The sequence below is a fragment of the Hymenobacter chitinivorans DSM 11115 genome (assembly GCF_002797555.1).
Lineage (GTDB): Bacteria > Bacteroidota > Bacteroidia > Cytophagales > Hymenobacteraceae > Hymenobacter > Hymenobacter chitinivorans.
In genome coordinates this window covers 1,868,882-1,887,436 of the sequence record NZ_PGFA01000001.1, presented here as the reverse complement: position 1 = coordinate 1,887,436, position 18,555 = coordinate 1,868,882, and the positions used below count along the sequence as shown (strand labels likewise).

Here is an 18,555-nt window from a genome sequence, read left to right as displayed (position 1 = left end):
GGAGCGTTCTGCTTTGCGGTTTCTGTTACCTTTGAGGCCTCAAACTCCCACCCAACAACCCCCAACAACCCAACAACCGCATGGCACGAGTGGAAATGGTGATGCCCAAAATGGGCGAAAGCATTATGGAAGGCACCGTCCTGAAATGGCTCAAGCAAGTCGGCGAGGCCATCGAGCAGGACGAATCAGTGCTGGAAGTGGCAACGGATAAGGTCGATACCGAAGTGCCCGCCATTCACGCCGGTGTATTGCAGGAAATCCTGGTGCAGGAAGGTCAGGTTGTGGCCGTCGGCGCCCCGATTGCCGTGATTGAAACTGATGCCGCCTCCGCTGGCGCTGCCGCACCCACGGCCGCTCCGGCCGCGCCCCAGGAAACGCCCGCCCCGGCCCTGAACGGCGCCGAAGTAAACGTACCCTACCTGCCCGAACAGCACGATCCGCAGGCCGACCAGCGCCTGGCCGTGGCCCAGCCCGGCCGCTTCTATTCGCCCCTGGTACTGAGCATTGCCCGCCAGGAAGGAATTTCGATGGCCGACCTGGAGTATTTGCCCGGCACCGGTAAAGAAGGCCGCGTTACCAAGCAGGACATTCTGGCCTACGTGGAAAACGGCAAGCAGCCGCTGGCTCAGGCCGCCCCCGCCGTGCCAGCCGCAGTTCCAGCGCCCGCCGCTACTCAACCGACCGCCCAGCTCCAATCGGCCCCGGCTCCCGCCGCCCAAGCTGCCCCGGCTGCCGTGGCCAGCAAGCCCGCCCCGTCGGTGAGCGGCAGCAACGAGCTGATCGAAATGGACCGCATGCGCAAGATGATTGCCCAGCGTATGGTCGACTCGAAGCGGATTTCGCCCCACGTAACCTCGTTTGTGGAGGCCGACGTGACCGAACTCGTGCACTGGCGCAACAAGCACAAGGACGCCTACAAGAAGCGCGAGGGTGAGAACCTGACCTTTACGCCGATCTTCATTCAGGCCGTGGCCCGCGCCATTCAGGACTTCCCCAACATCAACGTGTCGGTGGATGGGGACTACATCATCAAGAAGCGCGACATCAACATCGGGGTGGCCGTGGCCCTGCCTTCGGGCAACCTGATTGTGCCCGTGATTCATAACGCCGACCAACTCAACCTGAACGGGCTGAGCAAGCGGGTAAACGACCTGGCCGCGCGGGCCCGAGCCAACAAGCTCAAGCCCGAGGACCTGGAAGGCGGCACCTACACGCTGAGCAACGTGGGTTCCTTCGGCAACGTGATGGGCACGCCCATCATCATGCAGCCCCAGGTGGCCATCATGGCCGTGGGTGCCATCAAGAAAAAGCCGGCCGTGATTGAAACTCCGCAGGGTGATTTGATCGGCGTGCGGCACTTCATGTTCCTAAGCCACAGCTACGACCACCGCGTGGTCGACGGTTCGCTGGGCGGCATGTTCGTGCGCAAGGTGGCCGATTACCTGGAGCAATTCGACCCCAACACGGCCATCTAAACCCGCCGGGCCGAATTCCTTTTACACCAGAACAAGCCCGTCAAGTTGACGGGCTTTTCTTTTTGACAATCAGACTCGTATGAAAAATACCATCTACCTCATTGCCCTGGTTGTTTCCCTGGGCTGCATCCTGTTTCTGTACCAGAAGCTAACCGCCACGGAAGAAGCCCTGCACCAGGCCGAACAAAAGTTCGCCGACTGCCAGCAGGTCACCTTCCAACTCCAAAACCAACTCAGCCAAAAGAAGTGAGATGGTGAAATAGGGAAATGGTGAGTTGATGTTCAAACTGCGCGGTACGGCGCAAATCGAACGACAACTCACCATTTCCCTATTTCATCATCTCACCTTACGGCCGGCCGCCGCTGGGGCCCTGAGTGGGAGTGGCGCCGGCGCCGTTGCCCCCGTCGCTGTTGCCGCCGTCCTTGAGGTCGTCGTTGCTGACCGACTTTTTGCGGCGGTTCGGGGCCATGCTCATTTTGCCGATGCGGTAGCTCAGGTTGACGCGCAGGCCGGTGCGGTGAAACACGTTCAGGCTGTTCTGGTCCAAAGTGGCGGAGGAAATTTCGCTGCGCACCTTGTTGCTGGTCGTGAAGAAGTTGTCGGCCCCGAAGCCGATGGTGCCCTTCTTCTCGTTGAAGTCCTTCTTCACGCTGAGGCTATACACCCCGAAGCCGCCCTGGTAGCCCTGCAGCTGCACCTGCCGGCCGCGGTAGAAGCTGAAGGCCTGCAGGCCCCAGCCCTTGGTGAAGTTGTAGCCCCCCATCAGGCGCCCACTGGCCACCCAGCCCTGGTTGCTGGCCGCGTAGCGCGGGTCCGCGACGTTGTTGTCGAGCGTGGCGTAGTACACGTCGGCTCCGCCGCCCAGGGTTAGCTTGTTGTTGAGGTTCACGTTGGCAAACAGGCTGCCGCCGTAGGCGTTTTCGGTGCCGATGTTGGCGTAGCTGGTTTGAATGGCCCCGCCTTCCAGGGGCGTGCGGACCGGCTGAATCGAGCCGGTGGTGTTACGCACGAAGGTGGAGAAGTTGAGCGAGGTCTGCTTGAGGAAGGTATTGTAGCTCAGCTCGTAATTATTGGTGTATTCGGGCTGGAGCGTGGGGTTGCCGACGGTAATGTTGAGCGGGTTGGCCGACTGGGTATTCGGGTTCAGAAACTGCAGCGAAGGCCGCTGAATCCGGCGGTTGTAGGCCGCTTTAATCGTGTTGCCGTTGGTGAGCTTGCGCGAGAGGTTCAAACTGGGCACCAGCACCCCGTAGGACGGAATGGAGGGCGCGTTGTCGGTCCGGAAATCGGCGTCGATGGTGGTGTACTCGTAGCGGGCCCCGGCTTTGAGGGTGTAGTTTTTGAGGAAGCCCACCGTGTAGGAGGCGTAGCCGGCGGCCACGTTCTGGCGGTAGGTAAACACGTTGCTCAGGTTGAGGCCCGCCGTGGGCTGACCGTTGAGCAGGGTGGTATAGTCGCTGTTGACGCGGCGCATGATGTCCTTGCCGCCCAGCTCCACGAGCTGGTTTTTACCGACCGGCGTCTGGTAATCGGCCTGCACGGTTACTTCCTCGTTGTAGCTGTCGTTCTGGTTGCCGCGGGTGCTGCCAGCGCCTTCGCCCGTGAGGATGTAGTTGGTAAAGTCGTTGTTGCGGGTGTTGCGGCTGTACTGGGTGAGCAGGCTAAACTCGCGCTGGGGCGTTTCGAAAGTGTGGGTGTAGTTGAGCGTCGCGTCCAGGGTATTGGAGTTGTCGAGCACCTTCACGTCGCGCAAGCTGCTGGTAGCGGGCGTCGTGCCGTCGAAAAACTCGGTCGTGGTGGCCAGCCCGTCCTGGTAGTTGGTGCCGTTGCGCAAACCCAGCTGCACCGAGGCCGAGAGGAAGTTGTACTTGTTGATGTCGTAGTCCCAGCCCAGGGAGTAGCGCCCAAACAGGTTGTTGGTGCGCGTGTCGGCCGTTTGCAGGGTGCGGCTGCGCAGGCTGCGGGTGCTCAAATCGGAGCCCAGCAGGCTATAGGTGGTTTGCTCGTTGGTGAAGCTGCCGGGGGTGTTGTACATGGCCCGGCCGCCCCCGCCCAGTGAGAAGCCCATTTTGCCCACCCGGTAGGTGGCGTTCAAACCCAGGTCCGAACCGCGCAGGCCGGCGCTGCTGCGCAAGTCCAGGGTGAAGCCCTGCAGGTTGTTTTGCTTGGTCACGATGTTGATGATGCCCCCCGAGCCTTCGGCGTCGTACTTGGCCGAGGGCGAGGTAATGACTTCCACGCTCTTGATCTGGTCGGCCGGAATCTGCTTCAGGGCGTCGGCAATGCTGCTGGCCGAAATCGTGCTGGGACGGTTGTTGATGAGCACCTTGATGTTGGAGGAGCCCCGCAAACTCACGTTGCCGTCGAGGTCGACCGAAAGCATGGGCACGCGCTTGAGCACGTCGGTAGCGTCGCCGCCACGGGTGGTTTCGTCCTTTTCGGCGTTGTATACGGTCCGGTCTACCTTCTCCTCCACCAGGCTGCGCTGGCCTTCCACCACTACTTCGGCCAGCTTCTGCACCGACGATTCCAGGGTCAGATTGCCCAGCGCCACGGTGTTGCCGGCCTCGGTAATCACCACGCCGGGCTGCTCCAGGTTTTTGTAGCCGATAAAGCTGATCTGGACCGTGTAGGTGCCGGCCGGCACCCGCGGAATCGAGAACTTGCCCTTGTCGTCGGCCGAGGTGCCGTCCACGGCCTTGCCGGTGGCCGGGTTCAGCAGCACCACCGTGGCGTAGGATACGGGCTCCTTGGAAGCGGCGTCCGTCACGGTACCCGTAACGCGGCCGGTACCGACCGGAGCGGGAGCTGCCATCGGGGCGCCCTGGGGCGCCTGCCCGGGAGCTCCGGCAGGGCGGGCCCCAGCTGGGCGGGTTGCGCCGGCGGGCCGCTCACCTTGCGGCATCTGGGCCCAGGCCAGGCGGCCGGCGGTGGTCAGAACGAGAACGAGGAAAATCTTTTTCATGAACTTCAATCGAAAGCAAACCGCCCGGCAAACCGGCGCGGCACTGTGGTTACGCTATATATTGGCCCGAACTTACCCCGGGCCGGAAAGGGCCCCAAGCCAAATCGACTAACCGGCCGGTTCTCCCCCCGCAGACTGGTAAAGCATCCGCTGGTTTCGCCCGACAGGCACAGACACGGTTTTGCGGGCGGGGTGGCACCTAGCGGAAAAAATAGTCGTGCTTGGGCGGCCGAAGCCCGAAACCGCCCTGGCACCTACCCAGCCCTAACGGCCGCACCGGCCAAAGAAAAAGGCCAGCTCTACGGTAGAGCTGGCCTTTTCATATTTCGGCTAATTCGCTGCCTTACAAAGCCGCCAGGCTTTGCTCCAGGGCCGCAATTTTCGATTCGGCGTCGGCCTGTTTCTGCCGTTCGCGCTCCAGCACGTCGGGCTTGGCATTCTGCACGAACTTCTCGTTGCTGAGCTTTTTGAGCACTGTGTCGCGGAAGCCGCGGGTGTACTCCAGCTCTTTTTCCAGACGGGCTTTTTCGGCGCCTAAGTCAATCTGACCTTCGAGCGGCACGAAGAACTCCGCGCCACCCGACACGAAGCCTACCGAAGCCGCCGGGGCGTCCTGCACCAGGTTTACCTCGGTCAGGGCGGCCAGCTTGCGGATGATACCGTCGTAGTCCTGCAGCAGCTGGGCATCGTCGGTTTTGGCCGCCAGGGTCAGGGGCTTGTTGGGGCCCAGGCCCTTCTGGTTGCGGATGTTGCGCACCCCGGCCACGATGTCCAGGGCCTTGTCCATGCGGCTGAGCAGCTCGGCGCTGCCGGCCACGGGGGCCAGCTTGGGCCAGGGCGCCACGCAGAGGTATTCCTTGGGCCCCCGCTCCTTCAGCTCGTGCCAGATTTCTTCGGTGATGAAGGGCATGAACGGGTGGAGCAGCTTGAGCAACGTTTCGAGGTAGCCGATGGTGTGCTTCAGGGTTTCGGCGTCAATCGGGGCCTGGTAGGCGGGCTTCACCATCTCCAGGTACACCGAGCAGAAGTCGTCCCACACCAGCTTGTACACGGTCATTAGCGCGTCGCTCATCCGGAACTTGGCGAAGTGCTCATCCAGCTCAGCCAGCGTCGTTTGCAGCTTGGCCCCGAACCACTCCACGGCCTTGGCCGAAGCAAAGGGCAGCTCACTGTTCACCTCCCAGCCCTGGGTCAGGCGGAAGGCGTTCCAGAGCTTGTTGGTGAAGTTGCGCCCCTGCTCCACCAGCTTAATATCGAAGAGCAAGTCGTTGCCGGCCGGCGAGGAAAACAGCATGCCGGTCCGCACGCCGTCGGCGCCGTAGGTGGCAATCAAATCGAGCGGATCGGGCGAGTTGCCGAGTTGCTTGCTCATCTTGCGGCCCTGGTCGTCGCGCACGATGCCGGTCAGGTACACGTTGCGGAAGGGCACTTCCTTGCGGTACTCGAGGCCGGCCATAATCATGCGGGCCACCCAGAAAAACAGGATTTCGGGGGCCGTAACCAGGTCGTCGGTAGGGTAGAAATAGTTGATGTCAGCATTGTCGGGGTCCTTGAAGCCGTCGAACACCGAAATGGGCCACAGCCACGACGAAAACCAGGTATCCAGCACGTCCTCGTCCTGGCGCAGGTCCGAGAGTTGCAGCTCGGCATTGCCGCTCTGCTCCCGGGCCTGTTCCAGGGCCTGCTCCTCGTTCAGGGCTACCACAAAGGTGCCGTCGGGCAGGTAGTAGGCCGGAATCCGCTGGCCCCACCACAGCTGCCGCGAAATGCACCAGTCGCGCACGTTCTCCATCCACGCCCGGTACATGTTCTTGAACTTGGGCGGATGCAGCTTGATTTCGTCGTTTTCCACGACCTCCAGGGCCTTTTTGGCCATGTGGTCCATCTTGCAGAACCACTGCAAACTCAGCTTGGGCTCGATGACGGCCCCAGTCCGCTCCGAGGTCTGGAGCACGCTGTTGTAGTCCTCGATTTTCTCCAACAAGCCAGCTTCCTGCAGGTCTTTGGCAATCTGCTTGCGCACGGCAAACCGGTCCTGACCCACGTAGAGCTGGGCCTTTTCGTTGAGCGTGCCGTCGTCGTTGAGAATGTCAATTACGGGCAGGTTGTGCTTCACGCCCAGCTCGTAGTCGTTCAAATCGTGGGCGGGCGTCACCTTCAGGCCGCCGGTCCCGAAGTCCATGGCCACGTACTCGTCCAGGATAACCGGAATTTCGCGGCCCAGCAGCGGGATGCGCACTTTCTGGCCGTGCAAGTGGGTGTACCGCTCGTCGTTGGGGTTCACGGCCACGGCCACGTCGGCCATAATCGTCTCGGGGCGCGAGGTGGCAATTAGTAAGAACTTAGAATTCAGAGCTGAGAGCTGAGACTCGTTCTGGTCTTCCCCTTCATTTTCTGAGTTCTGAGTTCTTACTTCTGAGTTCTCATTACCTACCACTTCATACCGCAGGTAGTACATCTTGGCCACGGTGTCCTTGGCAATGACTTCCTCGTCGGAAATAGCGGTGCGGCCCTGCGGGTCCCAGTTGACCATCCGGATGCCGCGGTAAATCTGGCCCTTCTGGTAGAGGTCCACGAACACGCGCAGCACGGCCTCGGTCAGCTCGGGCTCCATCGTGAAGCGCGTCCGGTCCCAGTCGCAGGAGGCGCCCAGCTTTTTGAGCTGCTCGAGGATGATGCCACCGTACTTTTCCTTCCAGTCCCAGGCGTGGGTCAAAAACTCTTCCCGGCTCAGGTCGCGCTTTTCAATGCCTTGTTCCTTGAGCAAAGCCACTACCTTGGCTTCGGTGGCAATGGAGGCGTGGTCGGTGCCGGGCACCCAGCAGGCTTCCTTGCCCTGCATCCGGGCCCGGCGCACCAGCACGTCCTGAATCGTATTGTTGAGCATGTGGCCCATGTGCAGCACGCCCGTCACGTTGGGCGGCGGAATCACGACGGAGTAGGCGGGCTTGCGCGGGTTGGGTTTGGCTTTGAAAAAGCCCTGCTCCTGCCAGCGCTGATACCATTTGGCTTCAACGTCGGCGGGGGTATAGGTTTTGGCGATGGACATCGTCAACGGGGAATAGCGGTTCGGAATAGGGACAAAAGTAGGCAATTCGGCGCGGGGCGGGAAATTCCGGCCTCCTCCCTCCTGCACCTGCCCCCCGCTGCGACATTAAAAACATTACCCGGCTGCTATATGCCTCAAATCAAGCTACCTTTGCCCGCGACCAAAAAATCCCGTGGAGGTTTAATCAGTTTTTGATAACTTCTGATAATTTTCTCCTCTGCCTTTTGCCTCTATGGCTTCGCTTTTCGCCTTTTTGAAGAATAAGAAACCGGTTTCGGCCCCCGTTTCCCCTCCTTCGCCCTCCCCCGCCTCTACCGCCGCCACCGTCCGCATTGGCCTGGGCCAGCTGCTGGTGGAAGGCGGAGAACCCCAACGCAACCTCGAACGGGCCGCCCAGATGATTGCCGACGCCGCTCAGCAAGGCTGCGACCTGGTGCTGCTGCCCGAAACCCTGGACTTTGCCTGGACCCACCCCAGCGCCCTGACCGAAGCCCTACCCATTCCCGGGGCCTTCAGCGACGTGCTTTGCCAGGAAGCGCTGCGCCATAACATTATGGTGTGCGCCGGCCTGACCGAGCACCTGAACGGGCGCAACTACAACGCGGCCATTTTGATCAGCGCCCAGGGCGAAATTCTGACCAAGTACCACAAAATCAACCTCCTCACCGTCGAGCAGCCGTTTTACGCGGTGGGTCAGACCCTGAACGTGGTGGATACGCCCCTGGGCAAAATCGGGGTCAACGTCTGCGCCGACAACTACCTTGAGGGCCTTTCCATCGGGCACACCCTGGCCCGCATGGGCGCCGAGTTTATCCTGGCCCCGGCATCCTGGACGGTGGATTACTCCATTACGGAGGAAAACGACCCCTACCAGCAGAAGTGGGTGCGGCCGTTTTCCATTCTGGCCCAGCTCTACAACGTGGCCGTGCTCAGCACTACTTCGGTGGGCTACATCGTGGGGGGGCCTTACGAGGGCAAAAAAAGCATTGGCTGCTCCCTGGCCGTGGATGCCTCCGGCGTGCGCGCCCAGGGCGTTTTCAACGAATTTGCCGGCCAGCTCGTAGTTGCCGACATCCCGCGGCCGGTTCGGCCCGAGCAAGGCACGGCCATCGGCGACATGCTGCGCCGCAAAGGCTACCGTTTCGACGAGCTACCGGCTTAATCCCAAATTCTCTCCGCTCTTGCCTGCTCTTTCCACCTCTGATTCTGCTCCCGTTGCCCACCCTCGCCCTCAGCCTATGACGCACAGCTACCAACGCTGCACCCGTTGTATTATGGATACCACTGTGCCCGGCATTCAGTTTGATAACCGGGGCGAGTGTAATTTTTGCCTGCTGCACGATAAAATGGACCAGGCCTTCCCATTGGGCGAAGCCGGCCGCAAAAAAGTGCAGGAGCTGGCCGCCGACATCAAACGCCGGGGTCGGGGCCGCAAGTACGACTGCGTGCTGGGCGTGAGCGGGGGGCGCGACAGTTCGTTTACGCTCTGGTATTGCGTCACGCAGCTGGGTTTGCGCCCCCTGGCCGTACATTTCAACGACGGGTTCGGCAACCCCGTGGCCGGCGAGAACATGCTCAAGGCCTGCCGCAAGCTGGGCGTGGAAATGCGCACCATCACCTCCGACTGGCGCGAGTCCAAGGACCTCAAGATTGCCTTTCTCAAAGCTTCCACCCCCGATATGGAGGAAGGCACCGACGTAGGCATTGCCACGGCTCTCTACGGCGTGGCGGCCAAGGAAGGCATTCAGCGCATCATCATTGGGCAGTCGTTTCGCACCGAAGGCATTGCCCCGCTCTCGTGGAACTACCTGGACGGCAAGTACCTGAAGGCCGTACACGAGCGGTTTGGGTCGGTGCCGCTGCGGCCCTGGTCGCCGAACGACCCGGGCTTTAATCTGGGCCTGAAGGAAATGTTCTACTACACCTTCGTGCGCCGCATCAAAACCGTGACCCTGCTCTACCACGTCGATTACGTGCGCAGCGAGGTGGATGAGTTGCTGGCCCGGGAGCTGGAGTGGCAAAACCCCGGGGCCCACTACTTCGACGACCTTTACCAGAGCGTCATCTACTACCTGAACCGCACTAAGTTCAACATCGACCGGCGGCTGTTCAACTATTCGGCCCTGGTACGCGCGGGCCAGATGCGCCGCGACGAGGCCCTGGAGCGCACCAGCAAAATCAACTCCATCGAAGACCCGCGCGTTATTGACCTGTGCATTAAGCGCCTGGGCCTCACCCGCGCCGAGTTCGACCAGATTGTGGCCACCCCGCCCCGCACCTTCCACGACTACCCCAACAACTACCGCCTCATCCGTAAGCTCCGCTGGCCCATCCAGGCCCTGAGCCACCTGAACCTGCTCCCCGAGTCGGCCTACGACAAGTACTTCAACTGCGGCACGTGAGGCGAGGTGAGATGGTGAAGTGGTGAGTTTGTGCTGTTTTCATTAGGTACAAGCCACCCATCTGCCAGGCCCCACGAAACGCTGCTTTACCAAAAAGCCCTTTCCCGTTGGTACGAGAAAGGGCTTTTCGATTACTGGAGCTCGGTAAATTGTAAGGCGGAAGGCTGGCCTGACTAGTTTGCCAGCACAACAACTCACCACTTCACCACTTCACCATCTCACCTCACGCGCCAGCGTGCAGCCACTCTTTCTTGGTGAGCAGCTTTTCCTGGCTTTCGCGGTAGTCGGGGTCGTCCACGCAGCAGTCGACGGGGCAAACGGCAGCGCACTGGGGCTCTTCGTGGAAACCCACGCACTCGGTGCACTTGTCGGAGACGATGTAGTAGTACTCATCCGAGACGGGCGTTTGGGGGGCCGTCCCGGAAACCGTAGCGCCCCCGTCGACCTGTACTTCCTTCAGCGTAGTGCCGTCGGCCCACCGCCACTGGGCGCCGCCCTCGTAGATGGCCGTGTTGGGGCATTCTGGTTCGCAGGCACCACAGTTGATGCACTCGTCGGTTATCATGATGGCCATAGCCGGGGTCCTCTGGGTTGAGTTGATGCTAAATTATTACGAGCCTATACGCAGAAAATGCGTTAGTAGTAAGCCGGAAAGGCACGCAAAAGTAGAAACTAACCCGTACTCTTGCGAGTTTTTTAGTTGTTCCACCCTTGGAACGCAGCTTTGCCCAGGCTAAGCTAAGCGTTTACCCGCATTTTGCCCCTCCCCCATGAATCATTCCGACCGTGTTGCCGCCTTTGTGGCCCTGGGCCAGCGCCTGCAGCAGCTTTCCCCCGACGAACTCGCCGACCTAGCCCGCCGGGCCCGCAACAGCAATACCTGGTTTGACGAGCCCAACGTAACGGCTGCCGTGCGGGGCGTGGCCGCGCTGCTCAGTGAAGACACCCTGCGCACCTGGGCCGCCCGCTACCCGGCCGAGCCGGAACAGGCCCGCCGCGTGGGCGTGGTCATGGCCGGCAACATTCCGCTGGTCGGCTTCCACGACTTGCTCTGCGTGCTCATCAGCGGCCATTATCTGCTGGCTAAGCCCAGCGCCGACGACAAGGTGCTCATGACCTGGATTGCCCAGGAACTGACGACCCTGGAGCCCCGCTTTGCCGACCGAATCAGCTTCGTGGAACGCCTCAACGAGGCCGATGCCTTCATTGCCACCGGCTCCAACAACACGGCCCGCTACTTCGAGTACTACTTCAGCAAGAAGCCTAACCTAATCCGGCGCAACCGCACCAGTCTGGCCATCCTGACGGGTGAGGAAACCGCCGACACCCTGGCTGCCCTGGGCCGCGACATTTTCCAGTACTACGGCCTGGGCTGCCGCAACGTGTCGAAGCTTTACGTGCCCGAAAACTATTCCTTCACGCCCCTGCTCGACGCGCTGCAGCCCTGGGAAACGGTGCTGCAGCACAACCGCTACCAGAACAACTACGACTATAATAAGAGCATTCTGCTGGTCAACAACGTGCCGCACTACGACAACGGCTTTCTGCTGCTCAACGAGGCGGCCCCGCTCGTGTCGCCCATTTCGGTGCTGCACTACGGCACCTACGGCAGCGAGGTCGACCTGGTGGACCAACTCACCGACGCGGCCGAGCAGATTCAGTGCATCGTCTCGGACGGGGCGCGCTACGCCGGCAGCTTTGCCTTCGGGCAGGCCCAGTCGCCCAAGGTCACGGACTACGCCGACGGGGTAGACACCATGGCTTTTCTGGCGGAAATAGGCTAATACTTTCGGCCGATAGCACGAAAGAAATAACTTCACAAGTTTCTCTGACTTTTAATTGTATTTTTCGAACCAATTCCCCAAGTTAATAGGGCACTTCTCACCGACACGCCCTATATGCACACGCTTGAACAATCTCCAGAAATCGTAGCCAAGGAAGTCATTAGCACTTTCCGGTTTTCGGCCACCGACGTCCTGCCCCTGCCGGCCCAGCAGCAGTGGCGGCGCTACGAGGCCGAACGAGCCACGACGCTCGGCAATGGCTACCACAGCAAGGTTGACATCTATTTCCAGACCGCCGACGGCCGCACTAAGCGGGTATATACCACCGTCTGGGCCTGCGACGCCGAGCACCTGACGCTGAAGTCGGGTGGGGCGCTACCGCTGCGGGCCGTCGTCGGGTTCGACTTCTACTAGTTTCGCCGCTCTACCCCTGCCGGCGAATATTCACTGCTGCAACAGATTTCGCCAATAGCACAAAACAAAGCCCCGACCTAAGCAGGCCGGGGCTTTGTTTTGGGTAGCAACAGCTCAACTACGCACCGCGCAAGTTGAATTATTCTGCTAGCCGAATCCTTACACCCGGTCGAGCGTTTTCTGGATCAGGTCGTTGACGGTAGCTTCGGCGTTGGTGGCAAACTCGCCGGTGGCACGGTTGGCCACAATGGCGTTCAGCGACACTACTTCGTGGCCCAGCATGCGGCCCAGGGCGTAGTAGCCAGCGGTTTCCATCTCGAAGTTGGTCAGGCGGAATTCGCCCTCGGCGCTCTGGTGACGGAAGCTCTGGAAGCGGCTGATCAGGTCGGGCTGACGCAGGTCGAGGCGCAGCACCCGGCCCTGGGGGCCGTAGAAGCCGGGGCAGGTGAGCGTGTTGCCCACCACCATGCCGGCGCCCAGCTGCTCGCGCAGCAAGTCGGAGCCGCGCACGCAGTACGGGCGGTAGGCCAGATCCAGGCTTTGCTGAATGCCGGTGGCTACTTCTACCTCCAGGCCGGTTTCGACCAGCGGGTAGAACTGCATGAGCGAATCGAGGCCCACGGCGTGCTCGGTCACCAGGTGGGAGCCAATCGGAATATCGGCCTGCAGGGCGCCGCTGGTGCCCACGCGCACGATGCGCAGGGAAATGCGCTCCTCCAGCGGCCGGGGCTCCCGGGTTACGAAGTCGATGTTGACCAGCGCGTCGAGCTCATTAATGAGAATGTCGATGTTGTCGGTGCCCATGCCGGTTGAAATAACCGTGAGGCGCTTGCCCTTGTAGTAGCCCACGTGGGTTACGAATTCCCGCTTGTGAATCTGGGTTTCGATGGAATCGAAGTGCTGGCTGACCAACGGCACGCGCTCCGGGTCGCCGACGGTGATAATCGTTTCGGAAATATGGTCGGGCAGCAGGTTCAGGTGGTACACGCTGCCGTCGCGGTTGATGATCAGCTCCGATTCGGGAATGGGCATGGTGGGAAAGGTTGAGAGTGAAATGGTAAACGTTGAATGGTACTAGTGCTGTGGGCCGCAGCAACGGCTGAGGTATTTAACGAAAGAAGCCGGAATTGGTGTTTCCGGCTTTTTCAGTGGCTTGCCTTACGGCATGAAATTCGGATAAACTACGCCCCCGGCGGCCGGTAGGAAAGCAGGCCCTGTTCGGGATTATAGTGGTTGCTGAGCTTGGGATACGTGCCCGTGCCGTCGTAGGGGCGCTTCTCGGGGTGCTCTTGGCAAACCGGGGAGCAGGCGCCGTCGAGCTGCTGGCCGCAGGCTTCGCAGAGGGCCACGTGGGCGTTGCAGTGCGGGTTGGCACAGTTGATCATCCGGTCGGAAGGCGTGTTGCAGTGGTGACACTGGGCAATGACGGTCGGGTTGACGCGGTTCACGTCAACTGTCACGCGGTTGTCGAACACGTAGCACTTGCCGTCGAAGTCCTCCCCGCCGGTTTCGATGCCGTACTTGATGATGCCGCCGTGGAGCTGGTACACGTTTTCGAATCCCTGTTCCAGCAGGTAAGCACTGGCTTTTTCGCACTTCACGCCACCGGTGCAATAGGTCAGGATTTTCTTGTCCTTAAACTCCTTGAGCTTCTCGACCCGCTCGGGGAAGTCGCGGAAGTTTTCCATGTCCAGGGTCACGGCATTCTTGAAGCGGCCCACGTTGTACTCGTAGTCGGAGCGCACGTCGACCACTACCACGTCGTCGCGGTCCTTGAGGGCTTTGAATTCCTGGGGCGAGAGGTGCTGGCCGGTTTTTTCGTGGGGCCGCACGTGGTGCAGGCTGCTGTGCACGATTTCGGGCTTCACGCGCACGTGCAGCTTCTGAAACGTATGCTCCGGGGCCTCATCCACTTTAAACTCCAGGGCCGCAAACCGCGGGTCGGCCTTGACCAGGCGCATGTATTCCTCGCAGTCAGCCACCAGGCCCGATACGGTACCATTCAGCCCTTCGTGGGCTACGATGATGCGGCCCAGCAGGTTGAGGCGCAGGCAGAGGCGGTGATGCTCGTCGCGAAACGCCACCGGATCCTCGATGGGCGTGTAGCAGTAGTAGAGTAAAACGCGGAAATCCATATTGTAGAGCTGAGAACTAAGAAGTTAGAGCTGAGACGTATCAACGAAGGCTGCCTTGCCGGCAACTCTGAGTTCTCAGTTCTAGGTTCTGACATCACACTTTCTGCGCGGGGTTGCCGAAAACGGTCTGGTTGGCGGGCACGTCGGCCACGACTACCGAGCCGGCCCCGATGCGGGCCTTGGCCCCAATCTTGACGCCGGCCACGATGATGGCACCCGAGCCGATAAAGGCCTGCTCGTCGACTTTCACCCCGGAGTTGAGAATAGCCCCGGCGCCCACCTGCACGTAGTCGGCCAGCTCGGTGCCCACTTCTACCACGGCGTTGGGCCCCACTAGGCAGCCGTTGCCCAGCTTGGCGTTGCTGGCTACCACGGCTCCGGCGCTGATCAGGTTGCCGTGGCCCAGCCAGGCATGCTCGGCCACGCTGGCCCGGGCATGAATGGCATTGACGGGCACTACCTCGTACTCGTCGCGCAGCATGTTGGTCAGGCTGCGGCGGCTGGCGGTATCTTCCGTGGCCACGAATACTTCGCACTTCTTGCCCAGCAACTTGAGCAGTTCCTTATCGTCGGTGTTGCCCATCACGGGCACGTTATTGAACTCGGCGTTCTGCAGCTTGGCATCATCATCGAGCAGGCAATAGACCACTACATCATTGCTGGTAAAGGCATCGAGGGCCGTGGTGCCGAGGCTTTGCGCCCCCAGAATAATGACAGGATTTTCCATGCAAACAATTGAAAGCCGGCGGGCGGCGGTGCTTTTAAACCAAACCGCAAAGATACAACGCGGGTGGGGCTACAACAAACGGGAAGGTAAACCGGTGCGGCTACGCCGAAATTAGAGCCCGATACGGCGCAGCCAGCGGGCCGCGTACTCGTTTTGCAGGGCCAGCAATATAAGATAGGGCAGCATTACGGCCCGGTAGCGGTTGAGCGTGCCCAGGTTGGGCGTGCTCAGGCCCAGCAGGGCGGCCAGCACCAGACAGTAAAAGCCCAGGGCTAGTATCAACGCAAACGGCAGTTGTCCCCACTTTCCTCGAAGAGTTGCCACCCCGGCCACCAGCAGTACGAATATCAGCAGTACGTTTTCCAGGCCGGCGGCCACGTACAGCGGGGTCGAATCTTCCCAGGGCCAGGGCCGCACCACCGCGCTGACCACGGCCTTAGGGGCATTGCGCAGCAGGCTGGGCACGGTGGGCGCCAGGTCGTCGTACTCGATGTGGGGTCGGCGCCCGGAGCCTTCCCGCAGGTCGGAGTAGGTCCGGATCAACTGGCTGGTAAACTTATTCAGGCGAAAAACCGGGCTGACTTCGCTCCCGGCCCAGCCGCCCAGAACCAGCACCGCGGCAAACAGCAGCACGGCCACCCAGCGGCGACGGGTGCCGCTCAAGTGCTGGGCTACCCGCACGACGGCCAGCCCCGAAAGGGCCGCAAACAGCAGCACGGCAAAGAAATACCGCATCTTGAAGTGCAGCACGGCCAGCAGCACGGCGCCCAGCACCTGGCCTGGGCGCGGCTTTTCGGCGTTATAAAGCCAGCCCAGCACCAGGGCCAGCAGCCAGGTGCCGCTACCCACCAGCAGGCACTCCTTGGTCAGGCCGGCCGTCCAGTACACCACCGTGGGCCAGAGCAGAAAGGCCACCACCGGCGCCCCAACCGGCGCCAGCGGAAACAGCCGGTTTAGGGTTTTGGTCAGCTCCCAGCCGCCCATAAAGCCGAACAGCGACAGGTAGAGGCCGTTGGCCCACAGGCTGCCCAGCGTGGCCATGTTCAGCACCGAGAGCAGCTTGATAATGAAGAACGTGTTGGAATAGCCGTGAAACACCAGGCGCTGGCCGCGGTACTCGAAGGCGTCGCCGAACAGAGTGCGGAGCCAGGCCCCGGGCGCCTCCCAGAGCTGGGTAGTCAGGCTCAGGGACCAGCGCTGGAAGTAGTCGGCGTCGTCGCTGAGCAGCCAGCAGGCAATCAGGCAAGCCACTACTTTCAGGCCCAGCAGCGGCAGCAGCAGGCGGCCCAGCACCGGGTGCCGGTACTGCCGGCTCAGCCAGGGCCCGATTAGGGCCAGCAGCCCACAATTCAGAAGAACGGCTACCAGTATGCTCACCCCAGCACCAGGTTTTGCTGCAGAATCTGGCTGCCGATGGAGCAGCGCAAACACTGCCGGGGCTCACAATACGCCCGGTGCAGGGCCAGCAGGCCCTGGGAGTCGGCGGCCGAGCGGTGCACGAAGCCCAGCAGCTCGTAGGGCTCGGTCAGGTGGTTGTGTTCGGCAGGCAGGTGTTCGAGTAAGGCCACGGCAGATTCAATAAGCTCGGGCTGCCCCACGTAGCGGGCGTAGGCCACCCGTAGGGGCACCACCACGTTGGCAACAAGCAAATGTAGGCTACTGCGGCCAAGTGCGGGCACCTTGCCGGGCTTGCCGGGCCGGTAGTGCTGCCGCCAATAGGCCGGCACCGGCGCCGTGAAGAATTGTTCCAGCGTGTGGAGGTCGGTGGCGGTGAGCAGGGCGCTGAACAACACGGGCCGGGCGTGCAGCACGGCCACCAGCTGCGCCAGGCGCACGGTGGGAAAGTTGGCGGGCCGCAGCCGCAGAAAATTCCACGCGTGGGCCGGCAGGGCCGCCGCGCTTAGCTGGTACTTATGGCGCAGAAACTCGTATTCCTGGGCCAATGTGCGCAGATATTCGTCCTCGGCCAGTAGGGCCGCATCGGCCAGAAAGCCGGCCTGCCCAAACACCAGAGCTTCGAGCTGCCGCTCCTCGTGGCGGTGGCGGCGCACCACGGCCAGCGGCAAAGCCTTAGCCAGGCGGGCCAGGGGTTCCGTATTTTTCTTGAAGCCAAAGCCCGCCGCCAGAGCGTGGTAGGCCGTAGCTTCCCAGTCCTGGCCCAGCTGCTCGTGCAGGGCGGCCACGACATCAGCTTTCTGCTCGACGCGCTCCAGCAGGGCCCGTTCCACCATCATGGTGCGGGTAATCATGGGCACCCGGGGCAACAGCCCGGCGCAGGGCAACGCGGCCGGATTCCCTCCTTCTACCAAGTTCAGGTAAGTATGCATCAAACTCAGGGCAATGCGCGGGCCCAGGGCCAGAGCCGGAATCAACGAGCCATTGGTGCGGGCAATGTCCTGGTCGGCGGTATACACGACGTGCAGAATGACCTGGTCGTACTTAGGGTCGGCTTGGTGCTGGTGGCGGAGCCAGTCGGAGGCCCGCAGGTGAATTTCCACGGCCCCGTTCCACTCCACCTCTCCTATTTGCAGGCGGGCGTTGAGAAAGTCGGGGCCGGCGTCGGCGTTGCGGTAGCCGGGCCGGAGCACCGTAATAGCTTCCCCCTGCTGGGTTTGGAGGTCAGTTTTGTCGAAATACTGGTGCTGCCAGACGTAGTGGAGAAAATCTTCTTTCATAAGAATAGACCCAAATAGAAGTAGCCCTGCTAAATGCAGTTGGGTAAAGTACTGATTCGGAGGCGTACTGCCTACTGCTCGCCTGATATTTCAACTTCCACCCGAAGCCCCAAAACCAAACCGGCCCGCCCCTGCACGTAGCAGAAGCGGGCCGGTCGTTTCGGCAGAAGCTCTGGGGCTTAGCGCAGGTCGATGACCTTCACGCCCTTGTACTTGGTTTTGTCGAAGTTAAAGGTCGTCGCGTCAATCGGCGGGTTGGGCTGGAACTTGCGGATGGTGTAGGTGTAGCGGTTGCCGTTCTTTTTGAACATCTTCCAGCTTTTCACCGACTTATCTACTTTGCTCACCGTCAGGCGCACCTTAAAGACGGGGTTGTCCTTGTTTTCGGGCGAGAGTTCAATAACGTCGCAGGCCTCCCCGGCTTCCTTGGTTTCCTGGACGTAGGTGTACTTGTAGCCCTTTTTGTAGAGAGTGAAAATCTGGGTCGGCGAGACTTCCTGCTCGTCGGGGTCGAAGTCAGAGATGTTCACCTCATTTTCGGCCTTCATGTAGGTCCACATGGTCTGGCCATTGTTGATGATTTCCTGGCCGTTGAGCTTGATGCGGAACTTCTGGCCGCTGACGGTGATGTCGCCGGTCAGGTTTTCCTTCACTTTGGCCGCGTCGTTTTCCAGGGTCTGGGTAAAGTTGGCCTTGAAAGCCTTCATAGCCTGGTACTTGGCACTCATCTGGTCCAGAATCTTGCCGGCTTTGGGGTCCTGCTGCGCCGAGGCCGCGTGGGCCATCGTAACCGAAAGGGTGAGCAGGGCGAGTACTTTTTTCATTAGAAAGGAGTGGTATCTTGAGTAAGGTTAGAAGCGGAGGGCAGAACTAGGTTTAATCCTGAATGACAAAAGCCTAACCAATGGGCGGCGCTTTTGTCTCCCGC

The 18,555-nt window shown here is 61.0% G+C and carries 15 protein-coding genes; 6 read left to right on the top strand and 9 right to left on the bottom strand.

Features of this window, described 5'->3' with window-relative positions; translation table 11 throughout:
• The first annotated feature begins 80 nt into the window (after positions 1-80).
• Positions 81-1,475, top strand: a complete 1,395-nt coding sequence (locus tag CLV45_RS07885; protein WP_100335814.1) for a dihydrolipoamide acetyltransferase family protein — start codon at positions 81-83, stop codon at positions 1,473-1,475.
• 79 nt (positions 1,476-1,554) lie between these two features.
• On the top strand, positions 1,555-1,725 hold the full coding sequence (locus tag CLV45_RS24865) for a hypothetical protein (RefSeq protein ID WP_157807363.1): 171 nt from the start codon (positions 1,555-1,557) through the stop codon (positions 1,723-1,725).
• Between the two features lie 97 nt (positions 1,726-1,822).
• Here the strand turns inward: CLV45_RS24865 and CLV45_RS07880 are convergent, their stop codons facing one another.
• Positions 1,823-4,441, bottom strand: coding sequence for a TonB-dependent receptor domain-containing protein (locus CLV45_RS07880; protein WP_100336987.1), 2,619 nt, complete (start codon positions 4,439-4,441; stop codon positions 1,823-1,825).
• Positions 4,442-4,784: 343 nt separating this feature from the next.
• A complete protein-coding gene (locus CLV45_RS07875; protein ID WP_100335813.1) occupies positions 4,785-7,490 on the bottom strand; it encodes a valine--tRNA ligase in 2,706 nt (901 codons plus the stop codon).
• Between the two features lie 232 nt (positions 7,491-7,722).
• Between CLV45_RS07875 and CLV45_RS07870 the strand changes: the two genes are divergently transcribed.
• Positions 7,723-8,652: a carbon-nitrogen hydrolase family protein gene (locus CLV45_RS07870; RefSeq protein WP_100335812.1), complete on the top strand. Its 930-nt coding sequence runs from the start codon at positions 7,723-7,725 to the stop codon at positions 8,650-8,652.
• A 76-nt stretch (positions 8,653-8,728) separates the two neighbouring features.
• On the top strand, positions 8,729-9,892 hold the full coding sequence (locus CLV45_RS07865) for an N-acetyl sugar amidotransferase (protein WP_100335811.1): 1,164 nt from the start codon (positions 8,729-8,731) through the stop codon (positions 9,890-9,892).
• A 223-nt stretch (positions 9,893-10,115) separates the two neighbouring features.
• Here the strand turns inward: CLV45_RS07865 and CLV45_RS07860 are convergent, their stop codons facing one another.
• On the bottom strand, positions 10,116-10,466 hold the full coding sequence (locus CLV45_RS07860) for a 4Fe-4S dicluster domain-containing protein (protein WP_100335810.1): 351 nt from the start codon (positions 10,464-10,466) through the stop codon (positions 10,116-10,118).
• A gap of 196 nt (positions 10,467-10,662) precedes the next feature.
• On the opposite strand from CLV45_RS07860, the gene CLV45_RS07855 reads away from it, so the two are divergent.
• Both CLV45_RS07855 and CLV45_RS07850 read left to right on the top strand, forming a co-directional pair.
• A complete protein-coding gene (locus CLV45_RS07855; RefSeq protein WP_100335809.1) occupies positions 10,663-11,676 on the top strand; it encodes an acyl-CoA reductase in 1,014 nt (337 codons plus the stop codon).
• A 114-nt stretch (positions 11,677-11,790) separates the two neighbouring features.
• Positions 11,791-12,090, top strand: a complete 300-nt coding sequence (locus tag CLV45_RS07850) for a hypothetical protein (RefSeq protein ID WP_100335808.1) — start codon at positions 11,791-11,793, stop codon at positions 12,088-12,090.
• Positions 12,091-12,249: 159 nt separating this feature from the next.
• Here the strand turns inward: CLV45_RS07850 and CLV45_RS07845 are convergent, their stop codons facing one another.
• The 6 genes from CLV45_RS07845 to CLV45_RS07820 all read right to left on the bottom strand — a co-directional run bounded on the left by CLV45_RS07845 (position 12,250) and on the right by CLV45_RS07820 (position 18,451).
• Positions 12,250-13,122: a nucleoside phosphorylase gene (locus CLV45_RS07845; RefSeq protein ID WP_100335807.1), complete on the bottom strand. Its 873-nt coding sequence runs from the start codon at positions 13,120-13,122 to the stop codon at positions 12,250-12,252.
• A 149-nt stretch (positions 13,123-13,271) separates the two neighbouring features.
• A complete protein-coding gene (trhO, locus tag CLV45_RS07840; RefSeq protein ID WP_100335806.1) occupies positions 13,272-14,225 on the bottom strand; it encodes an oxygen-dependent tRNA uridine(34) hydroxylase TrhO in 954 nt (317 codons plus the stop codon).
• Positions 14,226-14,319: 94 nt separating this feature from the next.
• The gene (locus CLV45_RS07835) at positions 14,320-14,952 is read right to left on the bottom strand and encodes a NeuD/PglB/VioB family sugar acetyltransferase (RefSeq protein WP_100335805.1); all 633 of its coding nucleotides are present in this window, start codon (positions 14,950-14,952) and stop codon (positions 14,320-14,322) included.
• Between the two features lie 111 nt (positions 14,953-15,063).
• Complete coding sequence (locus CLV45_RS07830) at positions 15,064-16,329, bottom strand: hypothetical protein (RefSeq protein WP_100335804.1); 1,266 nt, start codon at positions 16,327-16,329, stop codon at positions 15,064-15,066.
• Positions 16,326-17,627 carry a DUF2851 family protein gene (locus CLV45_RS07825; RefSeq protein ID WP_100335803.1) on the bottom strand — a complete coding sequence of 434 codons (1,302 nt, stop codon included), beginning with the start codon at positions 17,625-17,627 and terminating at the stop codon, positions 16,326-16,328. Before CLV45_RS07825 ends, CLV45_RS07830 begins: the two co-directional genes overlap by 4 nt.
• A 179-nt stretch (positions 17,628-17,806) precedes the next feature.
• Positions 17,807-18,451 (bottom strand): LolA family protein, encoded by a 645-nt coding sequence (locus CLV45_RS07820; RefSeq protein ID WP_100335802.1) that lies wholly within the window; start codon positions 18,449-18,451, stop codon positions 17,807-17,809.
• Positions 18,452-18,555: the final 104 nt, after the last annotated feature.

Excerpts from the sequence above, each read along its gene's own strand:
- CLV45_RS07885 (WP_100335814.1), top strand. The coding sequence starts at position 81 with ATGGCACGAGTGGAAATGGTGATGCCCAAAATGGGCGAAAGCATTATG.
- CLV45_RS24865 (WP_157807363.1), top strand. The coding sequence starts at position 1,555 with ATGAAAAATACCATCTACCTCATTGCCCTGGTTGTTTCCCTGGGCTGC.
- CLV45_RS07880 (WP_100336987.1), bottom strand. The coding sequence starts at position 4,441 with ATGAAAAAGATTTTCCTCGTTCTCGTTCTGACCACCGCCGGCCGCCTG.
- CLV45_RS07875 (WP_100335813.1), bottom strand. The coding sequence starts at position 7,490 with ATGTCCATCGCCAAAACCTATACCCCCGCCGACGTTGAAGCCAAATGG.
- CLV45_RS07870 (WP_100335812.1), top strand. The coding sequence starts at position 7,723 with ATGGCTTCGCTTTTCGCCTTTTTGAAGAATAAGAAACCGGTTTCGGCC.
- CLV45_RS07865 (WP_100335811.1), top strand. The coding sequence starts at position 8,729 with ATGACGCACAGCTACCAACGCTGCACCCGTTGTATTATGGATACCACT.
- CLV45_RS07860 (WP_100335810.1), bottom strand. The coding sequence starts at position 10,466 with ATGGCCATCATGATAACCGACGAGTGCATCAACTGTGGTGCCTGCGAA.
- CLV45_RS07855 (WP_100335809.1), top strand. The coding sequence starts at position 10,663 with ATGAATCATTCCGACCGTGTTGCCGCCTTTGTGGCCCTGGGCCAGCGC.
- CLV45_RS07850 (WP_100335808.1), top strand. The coding sequence starts at position 11,791 with ATGCACACGCTTGAACAATCTCCAGAAATCGTAGCCAAGGAAGTCATT.
- CLV45_RS07845 (WP_100335807.1), bottom strand. The coding sequence starts at position 13,122 with ATGCCCATTCCCGAATCGGAGCTGATCATCAACCGCGACGGCAGCGTG.
- trhO (WP_100335806.1), bottom strand. The coding sequence starts at position 14,225 with ATGGATTTCCGCGTTTTACTCTACTACTGCTACACGCCCATCGAGGAT.
- CLV45_RS07835 (WP_100335805.1), bottom strand. The coding sequence starts at position 14,952 with ATGGAAAATCCTGTCATTATTCTGGGGGCGCAAAGCCTCGGCACCACG.
- CLV45_RS07825 (WP_100335803.1), bottom strand. The coding sequence starts at position 17,627 with ATGAAAGAAGATTTTCTCCACTACGTCTGGCAGCACCAGTATTTCGAC.
- CLV45_RS07820 (WP_100335802.1), bottom strand. The coding sequence starts at position 18,451 with ATGAAAAAAGTACTCGCCCTGCTCACCCTTTCGGTTACGATGGCCCAC.